The sequence below is a fragment of the Spirulina sp. 06S082 genome (assembly GCF_034932145.1).
In the GTDB taxonomy this organism is placed as follows: Bacteria; Cyanobacteriota; Cyanobacteriia; order Cyanobacteriales; family Spirulinaceae; genus CCY15215.
Genome location: NZ_JAYGHV010000410.1, coordinates 1 through 14,947 on the forward strand (window position 1 = coordinate 1; position 14,947 = coordinate 14,947).

8 protein-coding genes are annotated in these 14,947 nt (G+C 51.1%); 5 read left to right on the forward strand and 3 right to left on the reverse strand.

The genetic code is table 11. The features are described from left to right. From VB714_RS24850 to VB714_RS24875, 5 genes are all read left to right on the forward strand, one after another. Positions 1 to 5,895 (forward strand): aminotransferase class I/II-fold pyridoxal phosphate-dependent enzyme (locus VB714_RS24850; RefSeq protein ID WP_323227666.1); only part of this gene is annotated, 5,895 nt, incomplete at its 5' end. Then, complete coding sequence (locus tag VB714_RS24855; RefSeq protein ID WP_323227667.1) at positions 5,892 to 6,953, forward strand: isocitrate/isopropylmalate dehydrogenase family protein; 1,062 nt, start codon at positions 5,892 to 5,894, stop codon at positions 6,951 to 6,953. The genes VB714_RS24850 and VB714_RS24855, both read left to right, overlap by 4 nt. Before the next feature lie 66 nt (positions 6,954 to 7,019). Further along, positions 7,020 to 7,760 carry an acyloxyacyl hydrolase gene (locus VB714_RS24860; protein WP_323227668.1) on the forward strand — a complete coding sequence of 247 codons (741 nt, stop codon included), beginning with the start codon at positions 7,020 to 7,022 and terminating at the stop codon, positions 7,758 to 7,760. 30 nt (positions 7,761 to 7,790) lie between these two features. Beyond that, complete coding sequence (locus tag VB714_RS24865) at positions 7,791 to 9,629, forward strand: fatty acyl-AMP ligase (protein ID WP_323227671.1); 1,839 nt, start codon at positions 7,791 to 7,793, stop codon at positions 9,627 to 9,629. Positions 9,630 to 9,635: 6 nt separating this feature from the next. Continuing rightward, positions 9,636 to 11,378 (forward strand): aconitase/3-isopropylmalate dehydratase large subunit family protein, encoded by a 1,743-nt coding sequence (locus VB714_RS24875; RefSeq protein ID WP_416309790.1) that lies wholly within the window; start codon positions 9,636 to 9,638, stop codon positions 11,376 to 11,378. Between the two features lie 36 nt (positions 11,379 to 11,414). Here VB714_RS24875 and VB714_RS24880 read toward each other — a convergent pair whose 3' ends face one another. From VB714_RS24880 to VB714_RS24890, 3 genes are all read right to left on the reverse strand, one after another. Next, positions 11,415 to 12,590, reverse strand: coding sequence for a 2-isopropylmalate synthase (locus tag VB714_RS24880; protein WP_323227673.1), 1,176 nt, complete (start codon positions 12,588 to 12,590; stop codon positions 11,415 to 11,417). Positions 12,591 to 12,664: 74 nt separating this feature from the next. Next, the gene (locus VB714_RS24885) at positions 12,665 to 14,509 is read right to left on the reverse strand and encodes a type I polyketide synthase (RefSeq protein ID WP_323227675.1); all 1,845 of its coding nucleotides are present in this window, start codon (positions 14,507 to 14,509) and stop codon (positions 12,665 to 12,667) included. A gap of 8 nt (positions 14,510 to 14,517) precedes the next feature. Next, positions 14,518 to 14,947: acyl carrier protein (locus VB714_RS24890; RefSeq protein WP_323227676.1), on the reverse strand; the 430-nt coding region annotated here is incomplete at its 5' end.

Here is a 14,947-nt window from a genome sequence, read left to right on the forward strand (position 1 = left end):
GAAACGGCAAATACGCAACCCGCCCTCTTTGCCCTAGAATACGCCCTTGCCCAACTGTGGCAGGCTTGGGGCATTCAACCGACGGTTTTACTCGGTCACAGTATTGGGGAATATGTAGCCGCTTGTTGGGCGGGAATTTTCAGTTTAGAGGATGCACTGCATTTAATTGCGGCGAGAGGGCGGCTGATGCAATCTTTACCGAGGGATCTCGGGGGTATGGTAGCAGTACGAGCCGGAAAAGAACAAGTACAAAAATTCTTGGATTCTCATCTTGTCATTGCTGCCATCAACGGCCCCGAAAGTACAGTAATTTCTGGCCCGAAAGTCGCGATCGCAACCCTGACGGTACAACTGGAACAAGCAGGTATTCAGTCCAAACCCCTCAATGTTTCCCATGGGTTCCACTCCCCTCTCATGGATCCGATCCTGTCTGAGTTTCGCACTGTAGCAGAATCGGTGCATTATACTTCCCCTAACTTGGCGATCGTCTCCACCCTAACGGGAAATTGGGTCGGGGAAGAGATGACGACTCCCGACTATTGGGTGCGTCACTTACGACAGCCCGTGCGCTTTATGACCGCCTTGCAAGCCCTTTCCTCCAACCCCCGTTACTTTGTGGAAATCGGTGCAAAACCCATCCTATTAGCAATGGCACAAGGATGTTTGCACGATACTCCCTACGGGAACGCAAGCGATCGCCAATGGTTGCCCAGTCTCCGGCCTAGCCAGAGCGATCGCGCCACAATTTTCACCAGTTTGGCACGACTGTACGCGGAAGGGGCGCAGATTCATTGGCAGGCTGTTGAACCCGAAACGAATCCAGCTTCTGTTTCCTTGCCCCTCTCTCCCTTTCAACGCCAGCGTTATTGGTGGGATACCCCCCTTCCCAATAGCGTCCCTGTGAGTCCTTCTGGGCATCCCTTGTTAGGCGATCGCCTTGCCCTTGCAGGCACTCAAGAACAACGTTATCAAAATCAGATCGGGGTTCACTCTCTCCCTTATCTTGGGGATCATTGCGTATTGGATCGGGTGGTTTTCCCCGCAGCCGCCTATCTGGAAATAATGTTAGCGGCGAGAGGAGAAACGGAGATGGCGATCGCAGAGATGGCGATCGAGCAGCCTTTATTTTTAACAGACAAGGGAATAACGCTGCAAACCCTCATTACTCCAGACTCGCGCCTCGAAATTTTTAGTGGGTCTGATGAGGAAGAATCCTTTCACCGCCATGCCATCGCCAAAATTGTTAAGATTGCTGCCCAGTTAGCCCCCCAGTCTCTCAGTGACCTACAAACGACCCTCACCCCCTATCCTATCGATCGCGATCGCTATTATCAAACCCTCAAGGAACAAGGGCTAACCTATGGGGAAACATTTCGCAGCATTGAGGCACTTTGGCACCACAACGGACAAGCACTCAGTCGCATCCGTTTGCAGCCGGAAATCGCTACAACAGGCTATTTTCTGCATCCTATTCTCTTGGATGCTTGTTTACAAACCATTGGAGCCACCGTTACCGATCTCACCCCCGACGGGACTTATCTTCCTATTGGTTTGGACTCATTACATTGTCAACAACAACCCAGCACCCAACACCGAACCTATTGGTGCGGGGTTACACTGCACGCTAACTCGGAAACCCATCCCCAAACCCTGAAAGCCGATCTCTGGATCTGGGATGAAACAGGCGCGATCGCAGCGACAATTGCCGGGATGACCCTCCAATATGTCAGCAACGTCTCTCTCGAACAAAAATTCGCGACGACTTCTCCCCAAGACTGGTGCTATGAACTCGTCTGGCAACCCCAACCGCGATCGCAGTCCTCATCGCCCCCAGATGCACCGATCTGGTTGATTTTCGGCGATCGTCAGGGAGTCGCCTCCCATCTCATTCAAACTTTGCAAAAACAACACGGCGATCGCTGCATTCTCGTCACCCGAGGCAAGGAATATCGCATCAATGACAGCTATATTCTAAATCCCACCGATCCCCAAGATTTTCAGCATCTCCTCAACGATCTCGCCCCCCTCCTCATCTCCTCCTCGGGTACTTTAACCTGCCGGATCGCTTACTTGTGGGGCTTGGATCTGGCGGAAGAACCCCGCAAAGACCTAACCGCACAACAGGAGATTTGCGGTGGACTGCTGCATTTGGTGCAAGCGATCGCCACGATGCCCGCCCTCTCGGCCCAGTTGTGGGTCGTGACTCGCGGCACCCAAGCCCTCGGCATCCCCTGCCCCCTCCAGCCACAACAGGCCACCCTGTGGGGGTTCGCCCGTACCCTGCGTTTGGAGCGCCCGGATCTGCCCTGTACCTGTATCGATCTCGACCCATCCCCCCCTGCCGAAAATTGGGACGAGTTACTGGCGGATCTGCGTTCTCCCGATGGAGAAGACCAAATTGCCTATCGATACTCCCTACGGGAACGCAAGCGAACGCAACAGCGTTTCGTTGCCAGATTGCAACCCTATGTACCCCCCGCTTTAACCCTCCCAAAAGGAGAATCCTTCCGCTTGGGAATGTCCGATTATGGCGTTCTTGACAATCTCACCTTGATCCCCACAGTCCGGCGATCGCCTGCAGCCGGAGAAGTAGAAATTCAAGTCAAGGCTGCCGGGGTTAATTTTCGAGATGTACTGAATGCCTTGGGAATGCTGCAACCCGTTTTGGAAGAGATGGGTTTTACCTCGGCTGAGGAAGTTCCCTTCGGCGGGGAATGCGCGGGGACGATCGCCAGAGTGGGAACCGGGGTCGAAGGGTTACAAGTGGGAGACGCGGTAATCGTTGCCCCGGCGATCGGCAGTTTGAATCAGTTTGTCACTGTCTCCGCAAATTTTGTTGTTGCCAAACCCTCATTTCTCACTTTTGCTGAAGCCGCAACCCTCCCCACCACCTTCCTCACAGCCTATTATGGTTTAGTGCATCTTGCTAACTTACAACCCGGCGATCGCATTCTCATCCATGCTGCAGCCGGAGGAGTGGGTCAAGCCGCCATTCAAATCGCCCGCCAGATCGGGGCAGAGATTTTTGCCACCGCCAGCCCGAAAAAATGGGCATTTTTGCGATCGCAGGGAATCACAAAAGTAATGAACTCCCGCAGCCTCGATTTTGCTGAAGAAATTTTGGCTGTGACCCAAGGACAAGGGGTGGATGTCGTTTTTAATAGCCTCAATGGGGAAGCGATCGCCAAAAACATCGAGAGCCTTGCCCCTCAAGGACGGTTTGTAGAAATTGGCAAAATTGGCATTTGGAGTCGAGAGAAAATGCAGCAATCTCGCCCGGATGTCACTTATTTTCCCTTCGATTTACTCGAAGTCGCCCAAACTGAACCGCAACGAATTTCTGAAATGTTGGGGGTGTTGCGAGAACACTGGTGCGATCGCAGTTTTATCCCCCTCACCAAAACTGTTTTCCCCATTACGGATGCGCCGAAATCCTTTCACTATATGGCTCGCGCCCATCATGTCGGCAAGGTCGTCCTCACTTTTCCTTCTTCCTCAATCATTCTCCCCCATGCAGCCTATGTGATTACTGGCGGATCGGGAGCGTTAGGGCTACAAGTGGCGCAGTGGCTGGCGAGCCAAGGTGCTAAACATTTAACCTTAATGGGACGGCGATCGCCTGCTCCAGAAGCGCTAGAGGTCATCCAGCAACTGGAACAGGAGGGAGTAACCATTTCTTTCCTGACTGTGGATGTGGCTGAAAAACAAGACTTACAAAAAGCGCTAACCAAGATAAACAGTATAAAAACACCATTGAAAGGAATATTTCACCTAGCAGGAGTTTTAGAAGATGCACTCTTAGCCAATCAAACATGGCCGCGTTTTTCAGCCGTCATGCGCCCAAAACTGTTAGGGGCATGGAATTTACACAACCTCACTCAAAATCTGGATTTAGATTTCTTTGTTTGTTTTTCCTCTATTGCGTCCCTTTTCGGTTCCCCCGGCCAAGGAAATTATGCGGCGGCCAATGCCTTTCTTGACGCGATCGCCCATCACCGTCATGCCTTGGGACTGCCTGCCTTAAGCATCAATTGGGGACCTTGGGGGGAAGTGGGAATGGCGGCTCAGGTGGCGGTTCAGAATCGTTGGCGCGATCGAGGGCTAACCCCCATTACCCCCGAGCAGGGGCTGGAATTCCTAACGGAAATGCTTGCACAACCCCGTCCCCAAATCGGCATTTTTCCCATTGATTGGGCAACCTTCTTGAGCGATCGCCCTGCCGATTCTCTCTCACCTTTATGGGAAACATTGAAGCCTCACCCTCCAACTCCCCCAATGGCTCCTCGATGGGAAATTATCGAGCAACTGGCCACGCAACCCGAAGGCGATCACCAAGCGCTCCTGACCCATTATCTACAAGGTCAGTTAGCTAAAGTGATGGGTTTTAATTCCCCCGAAGCCATCGATCCTCAGACCACTTTTGGAGATTTGGGGATGGATTCTCTCATGGCAGTCGAATTTGGCAACCGCCTGCAAACCCAACTGGGTCGCCCCATTCCCCAAACTCTCACTTTTGATTATCCAACCCTTGCCGCCCTTGCCGGGCATTTGGCTGAAATTCTCGATATTGCCAATGTTCCCCTATCTCCCTCCCCTCCTGAAACCCCCGAAACTCCAGAAACTCCCCCTCCTGCGCCCAAAAACCCCGAAACGCCTGCTCTTGTTCCTGAAGCCTACACCCCACCCCCAGAGCATTACACCTTTGCCCTCATGCCTGATTACCTGCGATTGCGCCAAGACCTTGATCGTGTTGAAAAATTGGGCAATCCCTTCTTTACAGTCCGGGATGGCATTGCCCGAGAAACCGTTGCCATGCAAGGGCGATCGCTACTGAACTACTCCAGCTATAACTATCTCGGACTTTCGGGCGATCCTCGCGTCACCGAAGCCAGTCAAAAGGCAAGTGCTTGCTACGGAACCTCAGTTTCTGCCAGTCGAGTTCTCTCGGGAGAGCGACCCCTCCACCGAGAATTGGAACGTGCGATCGCTCAGTTTCTAGGGACGGAAGACAGTATCGTTTATATTGGCGGTCATGCAACCAATGTCACCACCATCGGTCACTTATTCCAAGAAAAGGATTTGATTCTCTACGATGCCCTCAGCCACAATAGCATTCGCGAGGGATGTCGCCTTTCTGGGGCAACGGCGATGGAATTTCCTCACAACGACTGGCAAGCCCTCGATCGCCTCCTGCAAGAACACCGTCCCCATTATGAAAAAGTGCTGGTCGCCATCGAAGGGGTCTATAGCACGGATGGGGATCTCGCTCCCCTCCCCCAAATCATTCAAGTGAAATCTAAACATCACGCTTTTTTATTAGTTGATGAGGCACATTCCTTGGGGGTTTTAGGAACAGGAGGCCGAGGCATTGGGGAACATTTCCACATTGCCCCGGATGCTGTTGATTTATGGATGGGAACCTTGAGCAAATCCCTTGCCAGTTGCGGGGGGTATATTGCCGGGAGCGCCCCTCTGGTGGAATATCTCAAATATACGGCTCCCGGTTTTGTCTTCAGTGTCGGTATGACTCCTAGTAATGCTGCTGCTGCCCTAGCTGCCTTACAAATTGTTACCACCGAACCCGAGCGAGTCGCACAAGTTCAAGCGCGATCGCGGCTGTTCCTTTCCTTGGCACGAGAGTGCGGTCTCAATACAGGGGCAAGTGGTGATTCTCCTATTATCCCCATCATTGTCGGAGAACCTCAAAAAGCAGTACAACTCTCCCATGCACTCTTTCAACAGGGTATTGATGTGCAGCCGATGGTCTATCCTTCCGTACCTTATAATGCCGCACGCCTGCGTTTTTTCCTCAGTTGCCTGCATTCTGAGGCGCAGATTCGCAAAACCGTGCAGATTTTAGCCGATGAACTCTTGGTACTCGAGACATTGACATGAAGAAAGAACAACAGACTCCCCGAAAATATACCCTTGTCGCCCTACCCGGAGAAGGCATCGGTCCCGAAGTCGTCGAAGCCTGTTTGAGGATTTTACAGGCATTGGCAGAGGTTGAGGGGTTTCAACTTCAGGTGAAGCACGGTTGGATCGGAGAACCTGCTAAAGCCCGTTTTGGGATTGCTTTGCCCCTTGAAACTCTACTCATGTGCGAAGAGTCAGATGCTATTCTTTTCGGAGCCGTGACCCAAGGGGGATTACTGGAACTGCGACGCTATTTCGAGCTATTTATTAACTTGCGCCCCGTGCGTCCCTCTCCCCATCTCTTGACATCTTCCCCCATTAAACCCGATCGCTTGCAGGGGGTTGACTTGCTGTTCGTGCGAGAATTAGCAAGCGGAATTTACTTTGGCACGTCAGGACGAGATTGCGATCACGGCTTCCACACCATGCACTACACTGATAGGGAGATTCGTCGCATCGCTCGGGTTGCCCTCAGTTACGCCCGAGATCGCCGCCAGCATCTCACTATCGCTCACAAAGAAAATGCTCTCCCTCACATTCCTTGGACTCGTCTGGTTCAAGGGGAGGCGCAGAATTTTCCCGAGGTTCGCATCGAACCAATGTTAGTGGATAATCTGGCCATGCAGCTTGTAATGCGCCCTCGGGAGTTTGATGTCATTCTGGCAGGGAATTTGTTTGGCGACATTTTAAGCGATTTAGGAGGCGCGATCGCGGGATCTATCGGCTTATTGGGGTCTGCCAGTCTCAACAGAAGCGGGTTTGGAATGTACGAAGCGATTCACGGAACCGCCCCCGATATTGCCGGGAAAGGGATTGCCAATCCCCTCGGTACATTGGCAGGGGTAATGCTTATGCTGGCAGAATGGGGAGAAACTGAGGCAGTACAGTCCTTGTCCACGATTCAAGATCGCTTGCTGTCCCAAGGATATCGGACAGCAGATCTCTATCATGGGGAGGAGTCTTCGCAAATCCTTGTTACAACGGACGAACTGGTTGCCCTGTTTGTCCGAGAAATTCAAAACACAAAAGTTTCCTGATTTAAAAGCACGATCGCAAAAAAAACCTAATTTTCAACTATGATAAGAGGAATTTATCCAGCGAAAATGCAGATACAAGCCCAGTCATCTTTACTGTTTAAGTTGGCAACAATTTCAGCCCTATTTTGGGTTTCAAACCCGAGTTTTGCGCGAGGGGTGATGGTTTCCCAACCCGTTGCAGAGAATCCCGAAAATTTGCTCGCTCAGTTTGAGGAAATGCCTGCGATCGAGGAGGATGAGTTCCCGGAAAGTCAGGCGATCGAAATCCCAAAACTCGAGACAAAAACTCTGGCGATTGAAGCAGAAGAACTCTTAGAAAACCAGGACCTGCCTTTCGGTACAGTCGGTCAGAATCGATGGTACATTCAGGGAGCAGGAGCAACGAACCTCGACAGCGACGATGATGGTGAATTTGGCTTAGTTGGTGCGGGACTTTCTTATTTCTTTGCAGAGGGTCACAGCGTCAATCTAGAACTGAATAATCTAGCGGTTATTCAGAAGGGAAAGGATGCCTTGGGTATGAATCTGGCAGTAATTTTGAGATGGCATTTCTATCGTGACCCGGATTGGTCGCTTTATTTGGATGGGGGAGCGGGAATTTTAGGAACGACAGAGAATGTTCCCAGTGGGGGATCGAGTTTCAATTTTACGCCCCAAGCGGGTTTGGGTGCGACGATTCGCATGAATGGAGACCAAAGGCTACTGCTTGGCCTGCGTTGGCATCACATTTCCAATGCCAATTTATTTACGAGCAATCCGGGACGAGATAGTGTAATGGGCTATATTGGCATAACTTGGCCACGATAGCGGCGATCGACGTTTTTGGAATTTTTATCAATGAAAGCCCAACAGCCAATAACCAACACCCAACACCCAACAATCATCGATCTGCTGTGCGATCGCGCTGAAATGACTCCCGATCGCCTTGCCTTTATTGGCTTGCAAGATGGAGAAAGGGCTGAATTGAGGCTCACTTATGGGGAACTGGAGCGGCAAGCAAGAGCGATCGCGGCTGGTCTTAGCTCACAGATGAAAGTGGGGGAACGAATCTTACTGATTTACCCCTATGATGCGGGATTAGCGTTTATTGCTGCCTTTTTGGGCTGTTTGTATGCGGGTATTGTTGCTGTTCCCTGTCATCCTCCTCGTAATCGTCACGGGATTGCCGAGATCCTCGGACGGCTCGAGTCGGCGCAGACAAGGGCGATCCTTGCTCCCAAATCCCTACAAGCCAAACTCAAACGTCAGTTTCAGAAAGTTGATGCTCCAGTGTGTCAGTGGTTGACCCTAACAGAAACCACGAAAACTGTTTCTTCCGACTGGCAACGACCAGATGTAAGGGCAGAGACCTTAGCCTTTTTGCAATATACTTCTGGCTCCACAGGCATTCCCAAAGGGGTGAGGATCACTCATAAGAGTCTATTCCACAATCAAAAACGCCTCGCCAGTGCCTTTGGTCACAATGAAGATTCTGTGGGAGTGGGGTGGTTGCCCCTCTTTCACGATATGGGTTTAATTGGCAATGTTTTACAGGCCATCTATTTGGGTGCGTCTTGCGTGTTAATGTCTCCGATCGCCTTCATTCAAAAACCTGTCCGATGGTTACAGGCGATTTCTCACTATCGCGCCACCACGAGTGGGGGACCCAATTTTGCTTACGATCTCCTTTGCGATCGCGTCAGTGAGGAGGAATTGTCACGACTCGATCTGAGTTCTTGGGAGGTGGCCTTTTCCGGAGCCGAACCCGTTCGCGCTGAAACCTTAGCACGTTTTGCCAGCAAGTTTGCGCCTTGTGGGTTTCGGTCAGAGGCGTTTTATCCCTGTTATGGCATGGCTGAGGCAACCTTATTTATTGCTGGGGGACAAAAGTTGACCCCCCCTGCGATCGCCAATGTAGAAGAGGCGGCTTTATCGGAAAATCGGGTGGTGTCCGTTGCCGAAAATCATTCCTCTCAAAGCACTTTAGTGAGTTGTGGGCGAGCTTGGTTCGACGATCGGATCGCCATCGCCGATCCGCAAACTTATCATCTTTGTCCCCCCGATCGCGTCGGAGAAATCTGGGTATGCGGTGCGGGGTTAGGAAAGGGCTACTGGAATCAACCCAAAGAAAGCGATCGCACTTTTGGCGCTTATCTGGCGGATACGGGAGAGGGTCCATTTTTGCGGACGGGAGATTTGGGGTTTATCAAAGAGGGGGAACTCTTTATTACCGGACGGCTCAATGATGTTCTGGTATTCTGGGGACTCAATCACTATCCCGAACAGATCGAACGGGTCGTTGCCACCTGTCACCCGGCCTTTCTCCCCAACAGCAGTGCGGCTTTTGCGGTGAAGATAGAGGGGCGCGATCTCCTTGTTATCGTTCAAGAAGTCGAACGCCAGCAGCGCGATCGCTTAACGGCTCAAAGCGTAGCAGAGTCTATTCGTTGGGCGTTGTTTGACCAATATTTTCTCGATGTTTACGCGATCGCGCTGCTCAAACCCAAGGGCATTCCGAGGACTTCAAGCGGCAAGATTCAGCGTCATGCTTGTCGAGAGCAGTATGTGAGAGGAGAGTTAGGGATTTTGGATGAATGGCGATCGCCAAAAACTTTAGATATGCCAGCCCTAATCAGCCGCTATCTCAATCCAATCGTACATTTCCGGCGCTGGTGGTATTCAATTATCAAGGGCTAATGATCAATGAGTGACCAACAACAACCCAACCCCCAAAACATTCTCTTTCTCGGTGACGACATCAACACCGATGATATTATTCCGGCTCAACGCGGCACAAAAGACGATCTAGAGCATTTGGCCTATTATGCCTTTGAACATATACTGGGGGCGGGAAATCTGCGACAATACGATCGCATTGAAGCGGGTTCTAACTTTGGTTGTGGTTCCAGTCGCGAGTTTGCCCCCCTCGCCATCAAAGCGGCGGGCATTCAAAGCATTCAAGCAAAATCCTTTGCAGAAATTTTCTATCGTAACAGTATCAATATCGGATTATCCCTCGAAACAAAGGCAGAAACCGCCCCCGATCCCGTTGTACAAGGTATCGTCGCAGCCGGTGGATTGATTCCCTACAACCAGCAACGTCGCCGAGGCGCGATCGCGGTTCCCAAAAGTGAAACGACTCCTCGACCCATGACCGTGACCGAAAAGCTATTGGCACGGGCTTCGGGGAATACCTATGTTAAACCGGGAGAGACCATCTTTGCACAGGTCGATTTGGCCATGTCCCACGATGCGATCGCAGGGCCAGTGGCTCGACTCTTTTATCAACATTTTGGGGAAAACGCATCGGTATGGGATTCGCAAAAGGTCGTTCTTGTGGCGGATCACTTCATCCAGATCGAGGAGATTCGCCCAGATAGTGGAGCCGCGATCATGCACCAACAAATGGTTGAGTTTGCCCATCAACAAGGATGCCATCTTTTGGATATGGTTGCACCCGGAGAAGCGGCGGGGATTTGCCATATTTTACTCCCAGAACGGGGCTTTATTCGTCCCGGTATCCTCATTGCAGGGACAGACTCTCATAGTTGCACCTATGGGGCGTTTGGCTGCTTTGCGACAGGGGTGGGAACGACAGATATGGCGAATATTTTAGCAACGGGGGATATGTGGATTCGCGTTCCGGCGACGATACGGATCGAACTGGTCGGAACGCTCTCGCCGCATATCAGTGCTAAAGATATCATGCTCTTTCTCTTGGGAGAACTGGGTTGTTCTGGTGCTACCGGTAAAGCGATCGAGTTTTGCGGTAGCGCGATCGATCGCTTACCTATGGACGAACGCATGACCCTTGCCAATATGGTAGTCGAATGTGGCGCTCTCTGTGGTTTGTTGCCAGTAGATGAGGTTGTAGAGCAATATCTGAGGGATACAAACCCACACCCAGTAGAATCTGGGGATATTGTTACCCCGGATAAAAATGCTGAATACGAACGCACCTATCGTTTCAATCTCACTCATCTCGAACCCCAGATTGCCCGTCCGCCCAAACCCGATCGCGTTGTTCCCATCAGTCAAGTTGGACAAGTTCCCATTAATCTCGCCTTTATTGGGTCTTGCACGGGAGGCAAACTACATGATATTGCTCAAGCGGCTGAAGCGATCGCTGGCTATCGCATTGCCCCAACAGTACAGTTATATGTAGTTCCTGCGTCCCAAACCGTGCGACAGGAAGCCAAACGCCTTGGTTATTTGGATACCTTAGAACAGGCCGGGGCGCAGATCCTTAAATCCGCTTGTGGTGCCTGTATCAATGCCGGACGTGGGGTTTTGGGGGCGAATGAAACGGGAATCTATGCAACCAATCGCAACTTTCAAGGCCGTAGTGGCGATCCCTCTGGCCAAAATTATTTGGCTTCACCGCGCACAGTGGCTATTTCTGCGGTTTGTGGGAATATTAGCGATCGCCTTCCTTATTCGGGTTGAGGTGTGTTAGCAAGCAAGATGCTTGCACTCCACTCCCTACTCCCTCAACAAGCCCCGATCTTTGATTAACTCAAGAACTTCAGTCACCGAAAAGGATTTTTGTTCTTGAATGGCAATCGTTTTAATCACGGTTCTTAAGTGTTCGTATTGGGCGCGATCGAGGGGTTGCTTCAGATAATGCTCGAATAAATATTGAAAATTGCTGACTCCACTGCCTTTGCCAAACCAAATTTCCATCGGGCTATGGGGGAAAATATGATAACTCTGGCGATCGCGATATAAAGAACTCACATGGATTCCCGATTCGTGCCGTTGAGTCGCGGGGGAATAGGGTGGATGAGGCTGCATTCTACGATCGCGCAGATAGCAAACCACCTTTTCAACTTCATCGTAGTTAATCCCTGCCACTTCCCAACCAAAGCGCGATCGCAGGCCATAAAGAAGCTGTTCTAAGGGCAAATTTCCTGCCCGTTCTCCAATGCCGCAAAATGTCCCCGAAACTCCCATCGCTCCGGCTCGCACTGCTTGAATGGTATTTTCTAGGGCGAGTCCCATATCGTTATGAAAATGCACGGCAAGGGGGGCAGATTGGGCATAAGTAAGAAGATCTTGCAACCAAATATAGGATTTTTCTGGAGTCAATACGCCAACGGTATCACAAAGCAAGAAAAAATCTAAGTAAGGGGATAATGTTTCGATACAATTGCCTAAAAAGTAAAAATCGGCTCGACTGGCATCTTCCGCCGCAAAACAGACCCGTAAACCCAGCGATCGCGCATAGCGAATATGTTCGAGGCTAGTTTCAAGGGCGTTCTGGCGAATTCGTTCGATGAGTGAGGTCGGGATATCATCGTCGATCGTTTTACCTTGCAGCGTTGGATCGGCGGCAATGGCTGGATCTCGCAACAAGAGAAGGCGATCGGAAACTGCATGAAATAAGATAATTTGCTCTACACCGCAGGCTTTTGATTGTTCGATCGCCGTGCGAGTCATCAAGGTTGAGGCAATAATCTGTTGCTGGAGTCCTCTTGATACTAAAGTATTAACCAATTGTGATTCTGTAGCATGAACCGCAGGCATAAGTGCAATTTGATGCACTCCCGTTCGAGCAATTAAGTGAGCTAGGGTTTCCTTATCTTCAAAAAATAGTCCGACCTGCTGTTCTCCATCGCGTAGTGTTTCATCAGAAATCAAAAGGTTAATTATCTCCATAAGGGAAAAAAGTACAATAAACTCATTTACTAGATTAGCGTAATCAAAAGAGGTTGATGACAATAGCTTTTTTCCTAGGGGCAATCGATACCGAAGTATTGACGCTGAAAGGGATAAGTAGGGAGGCGAACTTTGTGATAAATGCGATCGCCTCGAACAGAATACAAGGCTTGCCAATTGATCGCCTCCCCATTGGCATACCGACGCGCTAAATTTTCTAAGGGAGTGCCTTCAGCATCCACAGGAGGTGAATTACTCTGCCAGCAAGCCGGATGGGTGCGTTCTGCTAAAACATCCACGAGAATTTGTCGCAGTTCCGAGAGGGAGGAGGAGAGGATCGCCAAACGATGAGCAAAATGCGATCGCCCAATACTGGCAGTAAAACAGAAATCCCCCAAATTGAGGTGAGAATGGGCGGTCAAATAGCGGGCATAACGAGCAACCAATTGTTTGAGGGCGGGGGGAGTCTGAGCGGAGAGGGGTAAGAGGAAGGGTTTTGGGTTTTGGGTTTTGGGTTTTGGGTTTTGGTGAATTGCGAATTGCGAATTGGGTGTGGGGCTACCCATAATCAGATGCGCCGTACTACCATTGAACCCAAAGGCACTCACCCCAGCAAAAGGGCGATCGCCGGTCGGCCAAGGTCGGTCAGTGGTGGGAACATGAAAGGGGAGCGCCTGCCAATCAATATGGGGGTTGGGGACGCTAAAATGTAAATTCGCGGGGATGTGACCCTGTTGTAGGACTAAAGCAGTTTTGATGAATCCTGCTATTCCTGATGCCGCTTCGAGATGTCCGATATTGGTCTTAACGGCTCCCAAAATTAACGGCTGTTCCCGCGTCTGGCTAAATACATCCCCCAAAGCGCCCACTTCAATCGGGTCTCCCAAGGTTGTTCCCGTGCCGTGGGTTTCAATGTAAGCGATCGCTACTGGATCGAGGCCACTGGCTGCAAGGGCTTGACGAATAACGGCTTGTTGGGCAGATCGACTCGGTACAGTGAGGCCACCGGAACGACCATTATGCGCGATCGCCGATCCCAAAATAACGCTATCAATGCGATCGCCATCCGTCACCGCATCCGCGAGACGTTTTAACAGGAGCATTCCGCCTCCCTCTCCCCGTCCAAACCCGCTTGCCCGCGCATCAAAGCTACGACAGCGCCCATCGGTGGAGAGCATCTTTGCTTTGGAAAAGTTAATACTCACTTCTGGGCTGAGAATGCGGTTGACTCCCCCCACCAGAGCAAGATGACATTCTTGTTGGCGTAGGCTTTGACAGGCCAGATGGATCGCGACCAAGGAGGACGCACAAGCTGCATCAACAGCCAGACTCGGACCCGTCACCCCCAACAGAAACGAGAGCCGTCCTGCTGCAATACTGTGAGTATTTCCGGTGGTTAAGTAAGCATCGATCGCTTCAGGACGTTGGGCGAGAAGGCGATGCCAATAATCAATCCCACTGATCCCCACAAAGACTCCAACCGCTTGTTGGGAGAGAGAATGAGGGGCAATCCCTGCATCTTCTAAGGCTTCCCATCCGAGTTCGAGTAAGAGCCGTTGTTGGGGATCGAGGCTGATGGCTTCTCGGGGGGAAATGCGGAAAAAGGGGGCATCGAAATCATACAGATGTGGTATAAATCCCCCATAACGCGAGATCGTTTTACCCAGAGCATCGGGATCGCCATCGTGGTACGTTTCGAGAGACCAGCGATCGCTCGGTACTTCTGTGATAGCATCCTCTTTCCCCATTAGCAATCGCCAAAAGTCTTCCGGGGTTGCGACTCCACCGGGAAAGCGGCAACTCATCCCCACAATCGCGATCGGCTCTCGTTGCGCCCGTTCCATTGCCTCGAGTTTGCCTTGCATCTGTTGCAGGGCGAGTAATGCTTGCTTGGTGGGGGAGAGGGGGGCATCTGACATTTTAATTCTTAGCGATCGAGGCGCTTGAGTTCTGCTTGGAGTAACGCTTCGGCCTCTTCTTCAGAAAGGTCGGCGATCGCTTGTTCTAAGTTATCTCGGGTTGAGGATTCGGCAGGGTTGGTCTCGGTGGGTGATGTTCCCAAATGGGGGGAGACCGCCAGTAATTCTAGCAAATAATCTGTGAGTCCCGTTACCGTCGGATAATCGTAAATCAAGGTTGCGGATAAAGATAGACCGAGATCGCTTTGCAATCGGTTTCGCAGTTCGATCGCGGTGAGGGAGTCAAGTCCGAGATCGGTTAAGCTACAATCCGAATCTTGGAAAAGATTGGGATCGATTCGCAAAATCGTGCTAATTTCCTGCTGGAGATAGTGTGAGACTAAACTTCTCGCCTCTTCTGGCGAGGCTTGACAAATCTGGGAAAGACTTTCTTCTGAA

Excerpts from the sequence above, each read along its gene's own strand:
- VB714_RS24860 (WP_323227668.1), top strand. The coding sequence starts at position 7,020 with ATGCAGATACAAGCCCAGTCATCTTTACTGTTTAAGTTGGCAACAATT.
- VB714_RS24880 (WP_323227673.1), bottom strand. The coding sequence starts at position 12,590 with ATGGAGATAATTAACCTTTTGATTTCTGATGAAACACTACGCGATGGA.
- VB714_RS24865 (WP_323227671.1), top strand. The coding sequence starts at position 7,791 with ATGAAAGCCCAACAGCCAATAACCAACACCCAACACCCAACAATCATC.
- VB714_RS24855 (WP_323227667.1), top strand. The coding sequence starts at position 5,892 with ATGAAGAAAGAACAACAGACTCCCCGAAAATATACCCTTGTCGCCCTA.
- VB714_RS24885 (WP_323227675.1), bottom strand. The coding sequence starts at position 14,509 with ATGTCAGATGCCCCCCTCTCCCCCACCAAGCAAGCATTACTCGCCCTG.
- VB714_RS24875 (WP_416309790.1), top strand. The coding sequence starts at position 9,636 with ATGAGTGACCAACAACAACCCAACCCCCAAAACATTCTCTTTCTCGGT.